Source organism: Levilactobacillus mulengensis (genome assembly GCF_003946045.1).
In the GTDB taxonomy this organism is placed as follows: Bacteria; Bacillota; Bacilli; order Lactobacillales; family Lactobacillaceae; genus Levilactobacillus; species Levilactobacillus mulengensis.
Genome location: NZ_RHNW01000003.1, coordinates 291337 through 312296, shown reverse-complemented (window position 1 = coordinate 312296; position 20960 = coordinate 291337). Strand labels below are relative to the sequence as shown.

The following is a 20960-nucleotide window of genomic DNA, read 5'->3' as shown; positions in this document are numbered from 1 at the left end:
ACATATGCAAGTAAAAACCTGCGTTTGTTTTCAAACAAATAGAATCCGCCGTCCCCAAACCAGACAGCGGATTCCCTCAATTTTTAATTTTCAGCGATCCAGCGTTTCAACGCCACCCCAGTCCGCGAATCGGCCACGTTGACGGACTCGCGCGGCGTGCCGCTGTACTGGATGTGACCGCCGTAGCGCCCGGCATCCGGACCGACGTCAATCAACCAGTCGGCCTGACCGATCACAGCGAGGTTGTGCTCGATGATGATCAGTGAGTTGCCTGCCGCAACCAATTCATTGAACAGCTTCAACAGGCGCGCGGTGTCCTGTAAATGCAGGCCGGCCGTGGGTTCGTCCAGCAGGTAAATGGTCCCCCGCTTGCCCAGTTCGACCGCTAGCTTCAACCGCTGAAGTTCCCCACCGGACAGCGTCGTCAGGGGTTGGGCCAACGTCAGGTAACCCAGGCCCACGCGGTCCAGGTTGGCCAACTGACTGGCGAGCTTGGGCGTGTCCTGGAAGAAGGTCGTCGCCGCCTTGACCGACAGCTGCAGCACTTCCGCAATATTTTTATCCTGATAGGTATACTGCAGGGCTTCCTCGCTGTAGCGCTGGCCGTGACACAGCTCACAGGTCTGCACGACCGGGTCCATGAACGCCATGTTGGTAATCGTGACGCCCTTTCCCTTACACCGCGGGCAGGCGCCCTTGCCGTTATAGCTGAACAGGCTGGTGCCGACCCGACCGTTGGCATCGCTGAAGAGCTTCCGAATCTCATCCAAAATGCCCAGGTAGGTGGCCGGCGTCGAGCGGATGTTGATGCCCACGGGCGCTTGGGCCAGGTCAATATAGTCCTCCGTGAGCTGCGACTTCAGTGCCGTGACCAACGAGGACTTCCCGGACCCGGCAACCCCCGAGATGACGGTCATCACGCCCAGGGGCACGTCGACGTCCACATTTTGTAAGTTGTTCTGCGTGACGTGTCGTAAGGCTAAATGCCCGGTCGGCTGCCGTTCTGCGCCCCAGTGATGGGCCTGGCGCAACCAGTTACCGGTCAGCGAATCCGAGGCCAACAGTTCCGGATAGGTCCCGGTAAACGTGACGGTCCCGCCGCCCTTGCCGGCTAACGGCCCCATTTCGACGACATAATCCGCGAAGTCGATCATCGCTGGGTTATGTTCGACCACTAAAATGGTGTTACCCTTATCCTTCAACCGAGTCAACGCCTGCTTGACCAACTGAATGTCGTGCGGATGTAACCCGACACTGGGTTCATCCAAAATGTAGACCATGTCGACCAAGGCGCTGGTCAGGTACTTGGCAATCTTGATCCGTTGGGCTTCCCCACCGGAAAGCGAACTGGTACCGCGATCCAGCGTCAGGTAGCCCAGGCCGATGTCGACCAGCGACTGAATCTTGGTGCTGAGCTCGCGCACCACGTCGGCGGCCAGCGGTTCGGTGATCCCTTGCAAGAACGCCAACACGTGGCGCAGGTCCATGGCCGTAACCTCGGCGATGTTGTGGCCGTTGAGGTGATTGGTCAGAACTTCCGGCTTCAACCGCGTACCATGGCAAACGGGACAGGGCTTGCGGGTCACAATTTCCGCAATGGCCTCGCGGTGGTGTTCGGCTTCCTTCTTGCCAATCACGGAGCGGCGAATCCGCGGCACGACGCCCTCATACAGCGCCGTGCGGGGAAAGCCCTCGCCGGGATGGTCCAACTTCTGTTGCGGCGCGTGCATTAGCAGCTCATATTCTTCGGCCGTGTAATCCTTGATGGGCTTGTCGTCATCAAACAGCCCGCTGGTCGCGTACCGCCGCCACCGCCAGGTATCTGGCCCGAAGCTAACAAACGTGATGGCGCCCTGATTCAACGATTTTTCGGGGTCGATCAGCTTGCTTTCATCAATGTCGTCCACGTAGCCCAGGCCCTGGCAGGCCGGACACATCCCCTGTGGCAGGTTGAACGAGAAGCTGTCGGAATAGCCGATGAAGGGCTTACCAATTCGCGAAAATAACAACCGCAGCAGTGAATAGATCCCAGTGTACGTGGCTAGCGTCGACCGGGCATTCTTCCCCAGCCGCTGTTGGGCGATGACGATGGCGACCGGTAGATGCTCAATGTCACCGACGTGCGGTTGACCATACTTGGGCAAATACTGTTGCGTAAAACTGGGGAACGTCTCGTTCAGTTCCCGCCGTGAGGCCGCCGCAATCGTGTCAAACACCAGCGAAGACTTGCCGGACCCCGATAGCCCGACAAACACCGTCGTCTGGTACTTGGGCACCCGCAGGTTCACGTGCTGCAGGTTGTTTTGCGTGGCATCCTTGATGTCAATGAAGCCTTGCTTGAAAGTTGGTTGCATCTTCTCTTCCCCTCTCATGGTTTTGGGCTAACGCTGTGTTATGGAAATGGTGAAAGCTGCCGCCGGTACGCGGTGGTGTCCGTTCCCGGCGGCGGGCTCAAAGGTCATCCCGTGGGCTAAACTGAGAAAATCACTCAGTTAAGACCACCGACACAGCTGGTCACTTTGGCCCGCCTCTGGTCACTTACATCGACCGTACTGGCTTATTTTCAGTATTTTTGCGGCTGTCGTGGCGTTAGTCTGTACTTGCTACTCTTTACTTGAGTTGATGACAGATAGTCTTGTAATGTTAGTCAGATAATCACTTACCCTGCCATCAGCGCGCTACCGTTTCACCTTACCATATTCTAAAATTTTGTGCGGGGATAGTGACTATCGAGGACGACCAGTGACTCATAACTTCGTCAGATTAACTCCTGTCCTGAAACAAAACAGGCCTATCCCGTACAGACACTTAGTCTGAATGGATAAGCCTGTTCTGTTTGATTCGTTCAAGTGACCAATGACTTCTCCAGGAGATAGTTACTTGAATCTCGCATATGGATAAGTAATGATCTCTTTATACGGATGGGTCATAAATTTAACTGTACCGTTCCGATAAATGGTTGTCGTTGCCATCCCATCTGACCCAATCGTTTTATTCATCAAAAGCTTCTTGCTCTTTTGGGAATAAAAGAACGTCTTAGTCGTTGGCGTATCAATGTAAATATGGTGTGCCCAGAAAGAATGTCGTAATTTCTTTTGACTTGTAGTTGTCTTCCATGGTTTACGCCGATACGTGTAGCTAATCAGCTTAGTTGCTTGGCCATTCTTAAAGGTGACTTTAGTTGGTCGGTTATCCATCCCCATAACCAATACCCGAACGATTTTTCCCCTCTTATTTTTGATAACGTAGGCCCGCTGCTGCATGGATAAGCTATCATTAATCCCCACACGACTCTTAGTGGATTTTACTGATTGCACATGTGATTGTAATTTCTCGCTCTTTTCCTTCTTAAGTAACTGCTTACTTGGATCCACAAACTTCCCTTTGACTAGGACCTTAGGTGATTTATAAACCCACCCCAACTTTCGGTGCGCCGTCTCCAAGTACAGGTAGTGTGAACCGTTTCGTTTAACCAGTTCTTTAGTCGCATACAACTGCGTATGTGATAACCGGTCAAACGTATGGGAAATATATGTGTAATGGACCGTATAAGCTGGCCTCGTCCAAATTCGGTGATTGCATGGATAAGCCAAATAATATGGTTGCCTATGAGCATAAGTCCATGATTGGGTCACCGTTTTTATTGGCTTAACATAATCGGCCTGAATGTACCCCTGGTCTTCGTACGCCTTATTTTCTTCAGCAGGCGTCACATCATTCTCAAATCCACCTGAAAGATAGTTAACCATGTGAAAATAGACACCCTTAGTGGTTACAATCTTTTCGGAAACACCTAACGTCAAATTCGCCCCATGAACTATTTCATAATTCGAATAAAATCCTGACTTCGTTCCAAACTCTTTAAGACTACGATAAAAAATCGCTTTTTTGCTCGATACCTTATATGCATCGTCAACATTCATTTTTTTGCGTGAAATGATTTTGCCCACAGGCAGAGCAACCTTCGACGATGACTTTGATGAGGTACTGACCTTGCTTGAGGAGCTGCTAGCGGAAGCTACTTTCTCCTGAGATCCATTGTTCGTACAGCCAGCTATTGATATGCCCAATATAGCTAAAATCATGAACGTTCTTCGTTTCATTATCCCTATCTCCTTAGTGAACTTTTCCGGTTGTCCTTGCAACTTCTGCACTTCGATTCATGACCAAGTAACCATGCCCTTGGCTAGTAATTCCCATGCCTTCAGATTCTCGATGGAACTTTGAACTTAAAACTGTAAAGTTAACCTGCTTTTGTGAGATCTTATGACCAAGCTTTTTTGTAGGCAATGACATATATGCGTTGTCATAGACAATGAATATTCTATCCTTCTTCTTGGTCTTTTCATGAGAAAGCCCTTGTGACACACTCCCAAGTGAATTAGATACCTTTTGTACCAACTTAATATGTGCGCTTTTTTTCGTCAAATATCCGCGGTAAATATAAGCTGATTTTTCTACTGACTTATTGAAGCTCTTATAAAAGCTTTGATTTGGGATGAATTTTTCCCCTTTATACTTTTTAACGTACATCTTCATTCGATTTTTGGGTTTTTGTCTCCCCCCATACATTTGTGTGAAATAAAAATGATTCGAATCATCAAAAGTTAAATCATGCATTTGCAAATATCGATAGGCCTTGTAGTTTCCGTACACGTTAGTCGTCATGAACCTAATATTAAGCCTCCAAATCTTTGTTGGCTTTAACGTAGACAAACTGATCTTCTGGAGACTAAAAGGATGTGCCCCATTCTTACTTGGCTTGTCACTCGCTAGTCGATAACTCGCATTATAAAAACAATCTTGTTTTTTATTGTATGCAAAGCTCTGTCCGTGTCCCGCTTTATACATTGGTCCAAAGGTAATTGCAGAGTATATTTTATAATTGGTTTTGCTTAAATGCCTTTTAGCAGCCCTCTTTCGTTTATTTCTTACTCCCTTCTTAGTGTGCTTCGTGTAGAGATACTTTTTACTCTTCTGAAGTGCATGTACAATGTTCGCATGCTTTCCATTCTTGTTTACAACTGAATTGAGCTTTGACAGATTATACTTAATAATACGCCCTTTTCGCTGATTTTTTGCTCCCTTATGTTTTCTCAAATACTTTCTTTTATGCTTATACGTCATCTGAATGTATAAGCTTCCGTGAACAATAACAACACCTTGCGGTTCCGCATGACGTCCAATAAACTTGACGTGATGGTACCCGCCTTTACTAGCCCCATCTATCAGAAATCCGTACCGTTTTAAGTAATATTGGCCACCCTTTTCAGCTACTATCTCATGACCAGAGTATTTGGCATCCTTACCAGTCAGACGTTGTGCCTGGTAATGTTTAGGAAAGGACCTTGGACGATACCACTTTTTAGTGATGCTAAGTGTAGGTACTTTCTTCTTAGGTGCGACGTCTTTAATCGTCACTATCTTGTGGACGACAGGTACCTTCTTAGACTTTGCTTCTCCAACACTCAAAGGTGCGACTAAGCTAAATATCAATGATAAGGCTAATACTTTTAGCCATAACTTTTTAATCATCTCTGCGTTCCCCCTGCTTAATTCGACCCAATCCTAATAACCAGCTAAAAATAATTCCTAAAATTCCTAGGCCAGTCATCAAACTGGATTGGTCATCTCCGGTCTGTGGCAATCCAAGATGTGCTGTTACTTGAGAAGAGTCTGTACTATCCTTTTGGACGTCCCAATTATTAGTATCATTGTCTTCTGTACTTCGATTATTATTAATCATTCGACCATTACCGTTATAATGCGCCACGACACTGCTGTGTGCAGACAACCAATCTGCTTGTCCACTTGCTGAGAGTCTCGCAAAGTCACTTGCGACCTTCACCCTCGCGTGCAACTGGTAGGTTGTGCTCCCAATTAATTGTCCTTGTTGGGTAAAGCTGGCTACTTTCCATTGACCTTTGCTGTTCTTTGTGACCTTCTGCGTTCCGATAACGTGGCCGCTCTTGGCTGAGCTTGCCGCGGGTTCATCATCGTAATACTGTTCCCGGTATTGGCCGTAGGTTAACGTCGTAACTCCAGTGACCTGATGATGCCGAATGCTTGCGACACTCGTCCACTTCAACGTTCCACCAAAGGTTAGTTGTTGCGTATATGCCTTGCCGTTTCCAGCCTTATTGGCAACAATTAATTCTGCCTTCAAGGCGCCATGGGCGTTACCCTTGAAGATCCACTGGTTTTTCCCAACCTTAACTTGGGCATTTTTAGTCAGCTTAAAGTTTGCCTTACTGTAGACGATCTTTCCCTTGGCGTTACGAATCGTAATTTTAACCTTAGTCGGATTTGTACTGTCATAACTAGTCGTATAGCCATTCGGCCAAGACTGCGTGGCCTTTTGAAAGCTGTACTCCCCATTCTCTGAAAGAACTGTGCTCTTTAAGCCATTCACAGCGCTTTTGGTATCAATATACTGCTTGATCTCGTTACCCTTGGCATTAACTGTTGCCCGGTCGGCTACTGGTAAAGTTTTGCTGTTCAGCTGAGCAATGGTGATTGCGCCGGACTTCGAGACTGATACGCGGATCTTTTCACCGGTATTACTGGTAATTGTCACGGACTTTCCCTTAGTGACAACTGCCTGTTGGTGGAATGTCTCAACGTTAGTGTCATCATCGAGTGTTCCAACTAAATATTTACCCTTTGGTTTAATTAAAACAGTTGTAACATCTTCATGTTTATCAGGGTGAACTTGCATAACTCCCAGAAATTTATCCAAGCCATTAAAAACTGGAATCGTTTCTGAACCGTCATAATTATCAAAATTTTGATTCCAAGCCTGCTTGTAATGCAACGTAATCGTCTGATTCTCCGAATAAGTTCCCGACAGCAACGACTTCGCACCCGAATAGATTTCACTCCACTGCGGCACATCTAAAACTGACAACTGGTAAGGATCGTTATACAGGCCTTGAATCGTGCGGGTAAGACCCAATTCCTTATCCAAGTTGTTTTCGTAATTATCAATGTCGTGAATTTTAATCGTGATGGTCTTAGCCTGATAATGGAAAATAATTGCGGCATTATTCTCCGCATAGGTTCCCGTCACATTTTCGACAGATTTCAAGTCATAGCCGGTCAAATCACGCTTCAAATTGTTGGCGTCATAAAGAGTATCCAAGCGCCCCGTGAGATTCGTTGCGGGTGAAATTTCTTTGCCTCTTTGATCAACGTACTTGACCGGAATCGAGACCGTTAGCGGCGCATACTCATAGATAGCTGCTTGATTTTCATCGGTAAAGGTCCCACTAGTCCGAATCTGACCAACTAGTCGGTAATTATCCAGCGTCTGGTCATTCGTCGTATAGCTTGACCCATAGATGACTCGTTGCCGTTGGTCGGGCGCGACTGACGTGGTGGTTCCCTGAACGTAATAATGGGTCACCAAATAATGTTTCTTATCAACCAATGTCGTCACTGAATTAGACGCCTTGGTATCGCCGTCAATTGTGGTTGCCATCTTAAAGCTCAGTTGTTGCACGTTATCCGTTTGTGGCACGCTCATATTCAGCTGAATTGTGTACCGGTGGCCATAGAAATCACCACTCTGTAAGTAATCTGCGTTAACGGTGGCTTTGAAGGTTTGCCCGGTACTCTCATTGGTAAAGTGCTGGGTGACGTCATTACCGACCTCATCCAACACCTTGAAATTGGTCACACTGGTGTTTTTAGGCAAGGTCCCCGTGAGTGCGATGCTACCATAATAAAATTGCGCCCACTCATCTGGAATAACCTGGTTGATGTTATATGTAAAAGTGGATTCGCCATCCTTAACAGTATCCCGTAAGACGGTCGTTTCATCACTATCACTGACGGTGATGGTTGGCGTAACCGTTGCCGTGGCCAACGGCTTTTGGGGAATGTAATTAACGCCCCACGCCGTCAACTTGGTTGGTACCGTGCCATCAGTCCCATCACTGTACCGGAACGTTAAGGAACTTTGATTGGTATAAGTAAAAGTCAACATTGAATATTGTCCATCAGAAGGTGTATTCCCCGAATCTGGTGAGACGATGGTCACGTAGCCATCATTTTCCGTGTACCGTAGCCAGTTATCATTTTGACCGCTCATTGGGTCATCGCCTTTGGGGATATAGAGGTTATCGATACCGGCCCATTGACTATCCGTGACGCTAACCGTTTGATTACCGTCGATATCAGTCAAGGTCATCAAGCCCGTGACATTCTCCGGGTTGCCGGAATCACTGCGGACAAACTCGTAGGTCACATCGCCCCAACCGGCACCCCGGAAGTTTGAATAAATCATCGTGGTATAGGTCTCCACGTAAGCCGGATCCGTTTGGTCCAAACGACCCCAGTCGGTATAAAGAATGTTCATATCCATACTGTTGCCGGCGGCGTCAAACCCGACATTAGTGTATTTAAAGCCCACTTGTCCTTTGGTCGCGTTGACCAGATCTGCGGCAATCGTATTCTTCTTGGTCACAGCCTTTTCGGTTCCAATCACTGAAACTGCTGTCGTTCCACTCCCGTTAAATTTAGGAATGAAGGCGTACTTGCCATCAAGTTTTTGAGTGCCATCGGGAACCACGGCCTTGGGATTGTCCGTAATGGGCGTGGCACTAGCATAATCTGTTTGCGTAGTCGTATCATTAGCTGGTTTTGAGGTGTCAGTTGATGTGCCTGCATCGGTTGATGTATCCGTATCAGCCGGCACCGCTGCATCGGCAGCCACTGGTGCCTCTCTGGCTAATTCCTTCTTGTCGGCTGTAACTGGCGATTCAGGTGTTGCGTCTTCTGCGTTTGTCTTGGAGTCCACGGTAACAGGCTTTTGCGGCTGAACAGCCGTGACTGGCTTCTCTACTGATTTGGCAGGCGCTTTAGGTGCGGCTGGTGTTTCAGTATTGGTTTTGCCCAATGAGACCGCAGCTGGTTGCGTTGCTGGCGTTTCACCCACCGTTTGTGTATCATCTACCTTAGGCGTGGTGGCATTAACCGCGGCATCATCGGTCGTTGACGCTTTAGCTGGAACCAGTCCCAGACTAAGGCCTAAGAGAATCGTACCGGCCAAAAGACCGTAGTTTAGCGACTTTGTACATTTTTTTACCTGGACATTGTTTCTAGTGTCCATGACTTTGTTTCTTGACTGCATAAGTCAGTCCCCCCTACTATTTGGTGAAGCCTATCTTTCTGACTTTTTAATTGATAAGATCCTTGAATGTTTGCTTAACTTACCTATGGAATCGATTCGCACAAATCGTTCTCACAGGTAAGGAGTTATGGTGAAAGTCGTGATTGTTACTCAATTCACATGTGTGTCCGCATGAATTTCATGTGCTGTCTAAATGCCATGACATCACGTTTTTTCACTCAACATTCATCATCAATTCAAAAGTTGAAAGATAAACTCGAACTGTTTCTTATAATGCACCTCCCCTAAACTAAAAGCAAGCTTAAATGTCGAAAATGTTTTAAAACCCGACCATTTGCATGGCTAATCCATGACTAACTATTCAATTTACCGTTACAACAACTGACGTCCTATAATTAAATAATTTTACGGGTACATATTATCTAATCTGTCTAAAATCAACTTTTCTCTTCCGCCCCTTTAAACCATATGTTCCAAAATCCACAAACAAATCTGCCCCAATCCTATCTCCGAAAGGCTATAATTTAGGTCGTAGCAACTATTCCGAAGGAGGAATCTTCCATGTCTCTTTTTAAACGTCATCCATTGAATCTCCGCGCAGCCGTCATCGCTGGCGGCGCGGCCGGGATTGTTTCCGGCTTAGTTAAGCTCGGCTGGGAAAACGTCCTGCCACCCCGCACTGAGGAACGCAACGCCACCAACCCACCTCAGCGTTTGCTGGAACAATTCGGCATCCCTGCTAAGGTGACGCACGCCACCTACACCTACTCCGGCCAACAATTGCCGTGGGTCAGCTACGTGATTCATTTTGGCTTCTCGACCACGTTTGCCGTACTTTACCAAATCATCGGTGAGAAGATTCCGGACGTAAAAAAAGACGCTGGCACCTGGTTTGGCCTCGCCATCTGGGTCGCCTTCCACCTTGGCATCATGCCAGCCATGGGTACCGTTCCCGCTGCTGAGGACCAACCTACGGAGGAACACGTGTCCGAATCGCTAGGCCACATCGTGTGGATGGTCACGAACGATCTGGTGGGAGCGGAGGTCTACCGCCGTCTAACCCGCGAGAGCCAACGCCGTAAATAACCTGCTTGTTGTCCGGGGATTCCGGCTACGACAGGTCAAGGATTTCGACGCTGGTGGGGCAGACCTGAAGCCTGAGAGACGGTCTTCAGGGCAACTTCCAGCCGATAAATCACGTCTGGAAGGTTGGCCCGTGTTCTAAGGTTGCGCCCAACCCGCGCAATCTAAGAACACCGACACCGTTGCTCGTACCTGACCCCCTCCGCCTCCATCCCCTACACTGGTGTTTATTTGCGCTGTGGTTTCTGGTTTCTCTTAAGCTTATGTATCACGCTGGTTCAGTTAGCACTTACCTAGTCTTTGGCCCCAAAGACCGATCCCGCTGACTGAACTTTTTTGATACAATTTATGTGGCGCCAACATTTCGACAACAAAAAAAGGTGTGACCGAGAAATTTCTCAAGGTCACACCGTTTTTAATTTTACGCAGTCAAAAGGACGTGGACTGCCCACGCCTTTTCAACAGTTTACTTATTTACTAGTGATTCGTGTGGCTCCGGTTGGAGTTCCGGCGCTTGTCGTGCAGACTGTCGAAGCCGACAAATCCGGCAGCGACGGCCCGTTCGTTGGCTTGGTGCAGCACCTTGATGAAGCGTTCGGCTTCGTCCTTGCCACCGAAAAATTCTAACCAACGGTGGAACCTTTCGTCAGTGGCTTGGGAGAGGTTCCGTTGAACCCGGCTCCCGGCAGCCGTCAAGGTAATGTACTTCACCCGACGGTCGTTAGGGTCAACCTTTTGCATCACGTAGTTTTCTTTCAACAAAACGTTGACTTGGCGAGCAATGGCACTCTTAGAGACGCCTTCTAATTTAGCGAGTTCAACCAAAGTTTGGCCGTTCTTGCTTCGGGCGACATTGTCCATGACCATGAACGCTTCGAAGGTGAGGTTATACTTCTGCGTAGGGATGGAGACAAAGTCACCAATATATTTGAAAATGTGCATGTAAAGATCGTCAAATTCTTTTTTCAGTTCAGCTTCGGTTACAGCCTCATTAGTCGATTCTGTCATTATCAGTCCATTACTCCTTCTAGTCCAGCGCCAGGCGCTGTCATTTATGTCCTTTGATTGCGCACAGCTATGGGTCTTAATTTTAGCTGATGAAATTCCGCCCGTCACCGGTCAGCTTTTCCCAAATGGACAACCCTCCGTACATTTTACCATTAAATTAAGTTATCCAGTAATATTAAAAATTGGGTTTCAAAAAGCGAACGGATGTTCTATAATGAAATTAATCTTATTTCATCAAGGACGTGATGATTATCATGCAACGTGTTAGCCAGCCAATTAAACACCTACTCCAACTAGCCTATCAAAACAATCAAGTGACCACGCTAATATTCAACAACGTTACGTATACGGGAACCGTCGACTACGTTTCAGCTTCCACCGTTTACCTCGGTTTAGCTGCGGGCCATTCTCGGGAAATTCCCCTGACCGGGATCAGCCAAGTGCACTTACACCAATTACAATCTTGGTGGCATCTCTACGAGGGCTCTCGTCAGTAACTTCTTCTAGTATCGCCTCTCCCCAGCAAAAAATAAACCCCTTTTTGCTAAATTGTTGGCTTTTTCTTTACAATTCAAAGAAAACGCTGTCTTCATTTAATCCGTCTGGCTTTTTCGGCAATCCGCAAATTCCGAAAAAGTCCCTTTTAAGTTAGTCCTAGTCTACCTAGATTATAAACCCTCATGGCCTAAAAATTTGACCACAGTTTAAGTGAACTGGTAACAATTAGAAAGTTACATAGATTGATTAATTGAGTGGCCTAAACCAATTGCCCTAAAAAATCCGTGCACAGTCAATTAGATTGACTGTCCACGGATTTTTTTTAAGGCATTCTAACTTAAGCGAATACTACCAGAGCTGGCTTGAATGGTCACGCGATGTTCGGCGTTCTCCCCCACAGTCCCAATCTTGTGGTGGTCGTCAGCGAGGCTTAATTTCGCTTCTTCTGGCACCTTGACGCTAGCGCTCCAATTCTTCGCGTCAAATTGGTAGTCCGTCAGTAACGGCATCTGCAAGGTGGCACTGCCACTACCACTCTCGACGGACACGTCACTGGTCAGACCAGTCAGCTGTAAGTTCACGCTACCATTGCCGGTGCTGAAGATGCCCCCGCCGTTCACGTTCTTGCCGCGAATGGCCCCATTGGCCGTGGCTGCATGAATCTGCCCCGTAACGCCGTCCAGCTTGATGGCGCCGTTGTGACTCTGTACATCGGCATTCCCGACGTGATCGTAAAGGCGGACCGCGCCGTTACTGGATTCAACGCGGACGTCCCCGGCACCCTCACGCACCGTGACGCTGCCGTTCTTACTGAACAGGTCAGTCGCAGCCGTTACTTGGTCGAGCCGCACGGAGCCATTGGTCGAGTGCATTTTCAACTGCTTCAGGTGGTCGTCGAAGGCCCGCACACTGCCGTTCGTGGCGTGTGCATCGACGGCTAAGTCGGCCCGCAAGTCGCTGATTTCCAAACTGCCGTTGCCGGCGTGAACCAGGACCTTGCCTGCTAAATCAGCGGGCAGGAAAATTTCAGTCCGGGCGTGAAGTGGCCACAACCGCGGCCGGTCACCCTGCTTGATGGCCAACAACTTGCCGTGCCGGGTTGCCCGCAGGTAGTAACGGCTGTTGTCGCGGCTCATGTACTCGTTGACCACAATTTGATTGGCGTTGGCCGGTCCCAACTTGACCGCCGCATCGCGGTAGTTAATGTCGAGTTCATTAATGTCATCGATAGCAAATGATTGCGTGTTGACCAACCGCAAAGATTCGACGTAGGTCCGCCGTGGCCGCTCGCCATTGACTTTGACGTCATCGCCATTTACGTCGACCAAGCCGTCAGCCACCGTTACGTGGTCGTCATCGACCTGGACCAATTTGCCAAGATCGACCTTCTCATTGTCCCCGTCAACCAGCACGTGGTCACCCCAGGTCACCTTGTCGCCGTGAATTTGCAGCTTACCAATTTGGACACGAGACTCATCACCGGTGTTGTCAATATGAATGGTTTCACCGTCGCTATCCTGGTCAGAACCGGACGCGGCCGAGTCGTCACGCTCCGTGGTGTCGGCCTTTTTAGTCGGGTCGTCCTCCCCCGCCACTTCCTTCAGCAGCGTATCGATGTCGCCCAGCTGAGCCATGGCCTCGTCGATAGCGCTGGTCGGGTCCTGACCCTGATTGACCTTATCCGTTACCGCTTCGGTCAAGTCACCGACCAACTCTTCCTTTAATTCAGTCAGTGCCCGTGACGGTTGGTATTGGCTGAATAGTTGGTCCAGCCGGGTGCGAATTTCCATTGTGATATCGTCCATACTTAGTCGTCCTCCTCAGTAATCTTGCCCGTAATCAAATCGTCGATGATTGGCTTAGCCACCCGCCAGGCCGCCGTGTTGGCCTGCAATAAATCCGTGCCGGCCGCTGTGATGTGGTAGTACTTGCGCCGCGATCCCTGTGACTCATCGCCCCAGTAATCCGTCAACGCGCCGTTCTTTTTTAACCGCCGAAAGACCGTGTACAGCGTGGCTTCGTTCAACTCGTAATGGCCATCACTCAGCGCCTTCACCTGCTTAGCCACCTGATAGCCGTAACTATCTCCCTGCTGCAGGATGTTTAAAATAATCGTATCCGTATGGCCCCGGATTAAATCTTTGGAAATAACCTCAGCCATGCTGCCACTTCCTTTTCTGTTTTGATGAGACTACTGTATCACGTACTACTGTGTGTGTCAAAGTAATTTATCTGAAATAGTAAAATTGGTTCGGATTGTGTGCGAGTGGCCGCCTGCGGCTTCCAGGACTGCGCCTGCTGTGGGGTCGGTTCCCGCCTGAGGAGCAGGCTCCCACCTCAACTTTTAGCCTTGCGAGGATCATGCAAGTCTAAAAGGTTGCCCCAGGCTGTAAGCCGGCTCAGAAACGCCGACTAACACCCTCGACACAGCTGGCTCCGTCCTGGCTTTCTCCGGCTCAGGTTGTGCGTTGGATTTTACGATTTCAGCTAAGTCGCTTTGGGTTTGGTTTGGGGTTGGGGGGTGGGCTAGAAACTTCGCCTCCGGGATGGTGAAAATGAACCGGAACGCGTTTGCGTTCGTTCCCGACGGCGAGCTCAAAGTGCCCTGCTGTGGGGCCGGTTCCAGCCTGAGAAGCGGGCTTCCACCTTGCCTTGAAACCTCGCTGAGATTCGCGAGTTTCCAAGGTCATCCCATGCTCTAAGTAGAGAAGTTCACTCTACTAAGACCATCGACACAGCCGGTCGCTTTGGCCCGCCTCTGGTCACTGACAGCCACCAGCACGGTTCATTTTCACCATCCCTGCGGCTGACAGGGGTTTAACCCGCACCAAATCCATAGCCGCCTTCCCACTCCACGACAAAAAAACGCCCAGCAAGTTTCTACTGAGCGTCACATTCTAAGTATTCAAAAATTTAACTAACCTAACAATCTGTGGTCGCTCATCAGGCGCAAGTGATCGCGCCTCAACACTAATCTTCAATGGATGGTGTCGTCCCTAATCACAAGAAAAGTGGAAAGGACAAAACCAAGCTCATTGAACAACCGTAAATGGCCACATCCGTGTCAGCGACCAGAGGTGGGTCAAGGTTCCCGGCTGTGTCGGTGGGCTAGGCTGGAGTTCTTTTCCAGCCTAGCCCACGGGACAACCTTTGAGACCGCACTTTGGCTCAAAGTTGAGGTGGAAGCCCGCCCTTCGGCTGGAACCGGCCCCATAGCAGGGCACCTTGAACCCGCCGCCGGGAGCGATTTGCTTAACCATTATCATCAACTAGAGCCACAAGCAACCGCGATTGAACATCAAACGTAAATGGAAGCTGCCAGTATCAGCCGCAGGGAGAGGGAAAATAGGTCCAGCCGTGGGAATGTCCTTAGTAGCGCGCTTGGCTACTTAGGACATTGCTATCTTTGAGACGTGTTCTTCGGCTCAAAGTAAGCGCGGAGACCGCCCCTTGGCTCCGGGCGTGCGCCCACAGCGTTCCGGTCCTATTTTCACTCTCCCGGAGGCACTGGCAACGACCATTTACAATTAGTTCAAGTCGACGAAGGCGCCGGGGAGGATGCCCTCAACCGTGGTCTCCGTGAAAGCACCCTTCTGGTTGGTCAGGTAGATTGGCGCATCGGCATCAAAGAATTCGGAAATAACCTGACGGCAAATCCCACAAGGGGCAATTGGACCATCCGTGTTCCCAGTCACCAGCAAAGCCGTGAAGTGTTTTTCACCCGCAGCGATACCGGAGAAGATTGCCGTCCGTTCGGCACAGTTGGTGGCACCGTACGAAGCGTTTTCGATATTACAGCCACCGTAGATCTTGCCACTGGCACCGACCGCTGCTGCACCGACGTGAAAATGAGAGTAGGGGGTGTATGCCTTGTCGAGCATGTCAGTTGCGACTTTTAACAATTCTTGTTTATCAGCCATGATGAATCCTCCTTCGTTAATAAAACGGTTTACGTCCTTATTGTTACATATTTTCACTGGAAACGCTACCATTTGAACGAATTTTCTTGGGGTTTACTTAATTTTTTCCTAAACGGCCGCCTAAACGGGCTAACGCGGGGGTCCACTATGCTAGAATTGACCACAGACATCAGTCGCTTGAATTTAGCGGTCGCCGTGGGTTGTGGTCATCCTGCCTGCCCCAGAATCACTGGTAACTGGTGATTGGCCCCTAACCCTAATTAACCAAGGAGAAATAACTTCATGAAAGTGTTACGCAGTGTTTTTAGTTGGATCATCCCCATTTTAATCGCGCTCATCCTAGTGGTGCTGGTGCGGACCTTCCTGTTTGAGGTCGTCAAGGTTTCGGGGGACTCCATGGAACCCAACCTCGTCGATAAGGAGCGGATGGTCGTGGTCAAGCCGCTTAAGTTAAAACGCCTCAGCGTGATTGTCTTCGACGCTTATGGCGAGGATCCCGCTGCGGCCAAGAACACCAACTACGTCAAGCGCGTGATTGGCCTGCCCGGCGACAAGGTCGTCAGCCAAAACGGCTACATTTACGTCAATAATAAAAAAATCAATCAGTCCTTCATCAATCAGAATGAACGGACCACGGGAACCGGCGATTGGACGCTGAGTTCCCTGGCACAAAAGGGCAACTGGACCTACAAGGGCAACCGGGTGCCTAAGGGCCACTATTTCGTCTTGGGGGACCACCGCAGTGTCTCCGAGGACGGCCGGGCCTGGGGCTACGTCAGTGCCAACAAGGTGATGGGTGTGGTTAAAGTACCTTTCTGGCAAGGAACCACGGAACATCGAACCAATGTGAATAGCTTGGCGAGTTAAGTACGCCGACAAAAATGACAGCCACAATCAGCGATGATTGGGCTGTCATTTTTGTTTGGTTTGCTAGTCTTCTGGACGATCCAAAAAAGCAAAAAATTCTTCTACACTACTAAACGTCGTGACGCGTCCCGCTTTCACATCAGCGAGCGCCTCCTCTAACCCCGTTAGTTTTTCGTGGTCTTGATCAGTCGATTCTGGTTGGTGATGGTTATTTTGGGCGTCTACCTCTGTCACGATGGGCCTCCTCGATTGCTGTATTGAGGATAGTCTAACATCCTTGGCGCAACAAGACTAGCCAAGCCCCTTCAATTTTCCAACAAAAAAGGAGCCAACCCAATCAGGTCGGTTCCTTCATTTCCAGGGTAAGGGCGTTGTGCCCACAACATAAGCGATGGCCGTCGCAAGGAGGACTGCGCCACTTAAACCGGCCCCTACCCCTAATTGTTTAGCTAAACATTCTTCTCGTCGCCTTCAGCAACGTCTTCGGATCCTTGTCGTACCGTGGCGTATCGACTAAGTTATCCATCGAGATGCCCGTAAAGTGGTAAGCGGCAATTTCACCCGAACGAACGGCGCTTTGTTCCGTGAAGATCATTTGGTAAGGCTGTTCCGCAAATTCACCCGTGAAGGCCAAGTTCGTGGAATGTGCCGGAATGACTTCTGGCCGGTCGGTCTTTGCCCGGTTGTTGAACAGGGCTGAGGCGTATGGCATGTAAACCGGAATGTTGTTGATGATGCTGTCCATGATTTCTGGTTCCTTACTCTTGATGTTAACGGGACCAGGGTCGACCTTGGACAGTTGCCCAATCAGTTCTTGGGCCATTTCCTTACCGGTCATCTTGATGTACTGCTTGTGGACGAACTCACCCGTCCGCCGTGGGTACAGGAAGTAGCCCCAGATAACGGATTCGTTTGGCTTCTGGGTGGTAAAGTGTGGCTGGTGGTGAACCACGATGGACATGTTCACATCCTTCTGGCCCAGTGGCGTGATTGGCGTCGTGGACAGGAAGGAGTTCAACGCGTTCCCAGGCACTTGCGTGGTGATCCGGGTAATTTCGTTCAACAGCAGGTGGTTCTTCGTGGTCAACGTGAAGCTGACCCATTCGGAATTCTTCCGGTCGTTAAAGAACTTGTCTGGCGTTCCCAGGTTGTAGAAGCGTTCCGTGGCTTTCTTCCAGAGAGCGGCACTGATGCCGTATTCCATGTTTTCCCGGGCCGGCGTGTTGTAGTCCCCCATGGTAGCGGAGTCGGTGATGGATCCGTTGGTAAAGATCACGGCGGTGTCGTCATCAATGTCGACTAAGTCTTCACTGTCCGTTTCCAAATTCTTGATGTGCAAACCGGTAACCGTGATTTCGTCTTGTAAGGCACTGTCCGCAAATTCCCAGTCCGTGACGATGCGGTTATCAATAAAGGTCACGCCTTGATCTTTCAAGTAGTTGATCAACGGTAACATGATACTTTCAAATTGGTTGTAACGGGTCCGGTTGACCCCCACCAAGTGTTCAATTTGCGTAAATTCATAAATCATTTGGTGCATGTAACGCCGTAATTCTTGGACGGAGCTTTCAATTCTAAAGGCGAAAGTCGTTTCCCACATGTACCAGAAATTGGTTTGGAACATGTGTGGATCGTCCTTAAAGTATTCCGCAATCGTGATATTGTCTAGTTTGGTTTCTTCTTCATCTGGCATTAAGACTAACTTGGAGAGCAAGACCCGGTCCTTGTTGTTCAGACCCAGCTTGCCGCCGTCGATGATGCCCTTGCCACCCTGCAACAGACGGGCCTTGTCATAGGTCTGGTGATGCGAGTCAAAGTCGTGGGTATCCTCAGCGGCCGTCATCCCATCCTCGGTTGCGGAAGGAATCCGGTCCAGTAAGTCCATCAAATCAACGTAAGTCCGGTAATTCAGCATCCGGCCACCACGGGCAACGTACCCCGTTTGGTTGTCTAGAGGATGGTTTTTGTTCCAGTATTCATCATTGAATTCGCTGGTCGTGCCGCCATCGTTGGCCCCATGCATATCGACCCCGTAGAACGTAATTTGCTTGCCGCTCCAATGGGCCTCTTGAATCAGGTAAACCGCTGCGGCCATGTTCCCTAAGCCTGCACCGATCATTACTGCTTTTGTCTTTACCATCAAAAACACCTCCGTAGATTCATGTGCCTTTTACGACTCCATTATGCTTGCTTTGTCATGCATTGTAAAGCGTTTACTTTGAAAATTAGCTATTTCTAAGAAACGCTAGGAAAGCTTAATCTAACGGCAATTGCAACAGGTCGTGTCATAATTTTTCGGTGAAATTGGACGATCCAATCTTGATTGCCGGCTTATCTAAATGATTAGGTGTGGGTTAAAAATGTCGCCTCCGGGACGGTGAAAATGAGCCGGGCCAGATTTCCGTTCCCGGCGGTGGCCTCAAGGTGCCCTGCTGTGGGGACCGGTTCCAGCCTAAGGAACGGGCTTCCACCTCGCCTTGAAACCTCGCAAGACCCGCGAGTTTCCAAGGTCGTCCCGTGCTCTAAACTGAGAAAAATCACTCAGTTAAGACCACCGACACAGCTGGTCACCTTGGGCCACCTCTGGTCACTCACACTTACGGTCACCTTTTCACCGCCCCTGCGGCTCACACTGGTTTAATCCGTAACTACCCGCAGTAGGCAAATTTGGCGCCGCTTGGTCAACAGTTTTGGGTCTGATTTCAACCAGACTAACCGTGATGATTAGCTGGATGTAATCATTCTGACTACCCGTGATTTAACCGTAACCGTTAATTTCTACGGAATTTTTCGCAAAAAAAATAACCTTCCCAAACATTTAGCACTGCGGCGGAAGGTTATCTGTCACTAGATACACGGTGTGTCGTAGGGGTATCAGTGCTTGCATTGATATTCGCTATCTACAAAGACCATCGTGATCGTAATCAAAAAATAACCTTCCCGCGTATCATTTAGCCGTGTGACGAGAAAGCTGTTGTTGTTCGTTGCCAATATCTCTACTGGAACAACTCAAAGTCACCCACCTTTACCTCACGATTACCGCGTTGCCCCCTTACAAATACTGTAATATCGGCCGGAATGGCTTCAACGTTTTTATAAGGCAATTTGTAAGACGTCTAGACCAGTTATTCACCCATTGTCTGGTATGCTGGGTCTTGTGAACGTTGCGGGAACGGTGGCTGTTTTGTTTCTTAAGGGGATGGGTCTTTGACTAAATCCAACAAAAGAGGCTTCAGCTTTGGCTACATGGTGTGGCGTAGGCGTATCGGTGCTTGCATTGATATTCGCTATCTACAAAGACCATCGTGATCATACTCAAAAAAAATAACCTTCCCAAACACTTAGCTCTGCGGCGGAAGGTTATCTTTATCGTTTGTCGCTAGCCACTGTTTTGCAACTGAAGCCAGGGAGGGTGGTCGTGCTGACACGCGGCGGCCCTTTTTGATTGGCTTAAGTCTACCATGATGCTGCGCAAATAGCACGGCGGACCCTTTACAAATTTTGTTATATTGACCGGCCACACAAAAATGGCGTGGGACCGCATCCCCGCGCCATTTTTAAAACCTACCGAGGTCTTTTCCTTAGTCAGCCGCCATGAACTTGCCAGCAGTCAACGTAGAAGCCTTAACCCAGCCTTCCTTAGTGATGTACAAGTAGGCCACGTTCTTCTTGTTTTGCTTGATGGTAATCTTCTTCGTTGCGTAGAAGGTCTTGCTTTCTGGTAAAACGCCCTTCTTAGCTAAAGTCACTTTGGACTGGTTAGCAGCGAATTTGCCGCTAAAGACAGCTGGTTGGTTCGCCTTAAAGTGGTAAGCCTTCTTCTTCAAATTCGTTGCCTTTACCAGCGTGTAGGTCTTGCTAGAGATCTTGTCGGCAGCCTTAACCACTTTCTTGCCATCTGCGGCCATAAATTTACCCGCAGTCAGTTTGGAAAGGGCGACCCAGCCTTTGACCTTGCCGTTAGCGCTCTTGATGTAAGCGTAAGTGACGTTCTTGGCCTTGGCCGTCTTGGTTGCCTTGGTCTTTACCACGATCTTCTTGGTTGCGTAGTAAGTGGCACCACCAGCTAAGGTCCCCTTCTTAGCCATGGTTACTTTGGCTTTGTCGGCCGCAAACGCTGCGCTATACAGGGCTGGCTTGCCGCTCTTCACGTGGAAGGCCGCCTTCTTGATGGCTTTGCTACTTACTAGCGTCAAAGTCGTCTTCTTCGCAGCTACTTTAGCAGCCGCAAAGGCCGTCGTTTCAGCTTGGGCGGGTGCGATGGCGCCTAACCCTAAAGGTAATACCATCGCAGCTGCCGCAGCAATCATTGCAACTTTCTTCATCATAACAATTCCCCCCGTAGATTATATGGTGAATCCATCCCTGAATTCACTAGGTATCATATCACGCACGGAAAAAAGTAACCGGAATAATCTCCTAAAAACGACTGAAAAACTGTAAAAATCTGA

At 49.1% G+C, this 20960-nt stretch carries 14 protein-coding genes; 3 read left to right on the top strand and 11 right to left on the bottom strand.

The features are described from left to right. Window positions 1-83 precede the first annotated feature (83 nt). The 4 genes from EKM84_RS05270 to EKM84_RS05255 all read right to left on the bottom strand — a co-directional run bounded on the left by EKM84_RS05270 (window position 84) and on the right by EKM84_RS05255 (window position 9133). A complete protein-coding gene (locus EKM84_RS05270; RefSeq protein ID WP_125764391.1) occupies window positions 84-2354 on the bottom strand; it encodes an ATP-binding cassette domain-containing protein in 2271 nt (756 codons plus the stop codon). Window positions 2355-2876: 522 nt separating this feature from the next. Next, complete coding sequence (locus tag EKM84_RS05265; RefSeq protein WP_125764389.1) at window positions 2877-4103, bottom strand: hypothetical protein; 1227 nt, start codon at window positions 4101-4103, stop codon at window positions 2877-2879. 13 nt (window positions 4104-4116) lie between these two features. After that, a complete protein-coding gene (locus EKM84_RS05260; protein ID WP_125764387.1) occupies window positions 4117-5535 on the bottom strand; it encodes a hypothetical protein in 1419 nt (472 codons plus the stop codon). Further along, a complete protein-coding gene (locus EKM84_RS05255) occupies window positions 5528-9133 on the bottom strand; it encodes a MucBP domain-containing protein (RefSeq protein ID WP_125764385.1) in 3606 nt (1201 codons plus the stop codon). Before EKM84_RS05255 ends, EKM84_RS05260 begins: the two co-directional genes overlap by 8 nt. A 561-nt stretch (window positions 9134-9694) precedes the next feature. On the opposite strand from EKM84_RS05255, the gene EKM84_RS05250 reads away from it, so the two are divergent. Further along, complete coding sequence (locus EKM84_RS05250) at window positions 9695-10219, top strand: DUF1440 domain-containing protein (protein ID WP_125764382.1); 525 nt, start codon at window positions 9695-9697, stop codon at window positions 10217-10219. Window positions 10220-10693: 474 nt separating this feature from the next. On the opposite strand, the gene EKM84_RS05245 is transcribed toward EKM84_RS05250, so the two are convergent. After that, window positions 10694-11224, bottom strand: coding sequence for a MarR family winged helix-turn-helix transcriptional regulator (locus EKM84_RS05245; protein WP_125764380.1), 531 nt, complete (start codon window positions 11222-11224; stop codon window positions 10694-10696). Window positions 11225-11478: 254 nt separating this feature from the next. Here EKM84_RS05245 and EKM84_RS05240 point away from each other — a divergent pair, with 254 nt between their 5' ends. After that, the gene (locus tag EKM84_RS05240; RefSeq protein ID WP_225418147.1) at window positions 11479-11721 is read left to right on the top strand and encodes a hypothetical protein; all 243 of its coding nucleotides are present in this window, start codon (window positions 11479-11481) and stop codon (window positions 11719-11721) included. 333 nt (window positions 11722-12054) lie between these two features. Here the strand turns inward: EKM84_RS05240 and EKM84_RS05235 are convergent, their stop codons facing one another. The 3 genes from EKM84_RS05235 to EKM84_RS05225 all read right to left on the bottom strand — a co-directional run bounded on the left by EKM84_RS05235 (window position 12055) and on the right by EKM84_RS05225 (window position 15642). Next, window positions 12055-13527: a DUF4097 family beta strand repeat-containing protein gene (locus EKM84_RS05235; protein WP_125764376.1), complete on the bottom strand. Its 1473-nt coding sequence runs from the start codon at window positions 13525-13527 to the stop codon at window positions 12055-12057. Window positions 13528-13529: 2 nt separating this feature from the next. Next, window positions 13530-13883 carry a PadR family transcriptional regulator gene (locus EKM84_RS05230; RefSeq protein ID WP_125764374.1) on the bottom strand — a complete coding sequence of 118 codons (354 nt, stop codon included), beginning with the start codon at window positions 13881-13883 and terminating at the stop codon, window positions 13530-13532. 1366 nt (window positions 13884-15249) lie between these two features. Beyond that, window positions 15250-15642 (bottom strand): cytidine deaminase, encoded by a 393-nt coding sequence (locus EKM84_RS05225; RefSeq protein ID WP_125764372.1) that lies wholly within the window; start codon window positions 15640-15642, stop codon window positions 15250-15252. A 282-nt stretch (window positions 15643-15924) separates the two neighbouring features. Between EKM84_RS05225 and lepB the strand changes: the two genes are divergently transcribed. After that, window positions 15925-16509: a signal peptidase I gene (lepB, locus tag EKM84_RS05220; protein WP_125764370.1), complete on the top strand. Its 585-nt coding sequence runs from the start codon at window positions 15925-15927 to the stop codon at window positions 16507-16509. A gap of 63 nt (window positions 16510-16572) precedes the next feature. Here lepB and EKM84_RS14150 read toward each other — a convergent pair whose 3' ends face one another. The 3 genes from EKM84_RS14150 to EKM84_RS05210 form a co-directional block, all read right to left on the bottom strand. Beyond that, the gene (locus tag EKM84_RS14150) at window positions 16573-16743 is read right to left on the bottom strand and encodes a hypothetical protein (RefSeq protein WP_164511322.1); all 171 of its coding nucleotides are present in this window, start codon (window positions 16741-16743) and stop codon (window positions 16573-16575) included. A gap of 211 nt (window positions 16744-16954) precedes the next feature. Further along, window positions 16955-18649 (bottom strand): oleate hydratase, encoded by a 1695-nt coding sequence (locus tag EKM84_RS05215; RefSeq protein ID WP_125764368.1) that lies wholly within the window; start codon window positions 18647-18649, stop codon window positions 16955-16957. 1441 nt (window positions 18650-20090) lie between these two features. After that, window positions 20091-20837 carry a hypothetical protein gene (locus EKM84_RS05210; RefSeq protein WP_125764366.1) on the bottom strand — a complete coding sequence of 249 codons (747 nt, stop codon included), beginning with the start codon at window positions 20835-20837 and terminating at the stop codon, window positions 20091-20093. Window positions 20838-20960 lie beyond the last annotated feature (123 nt).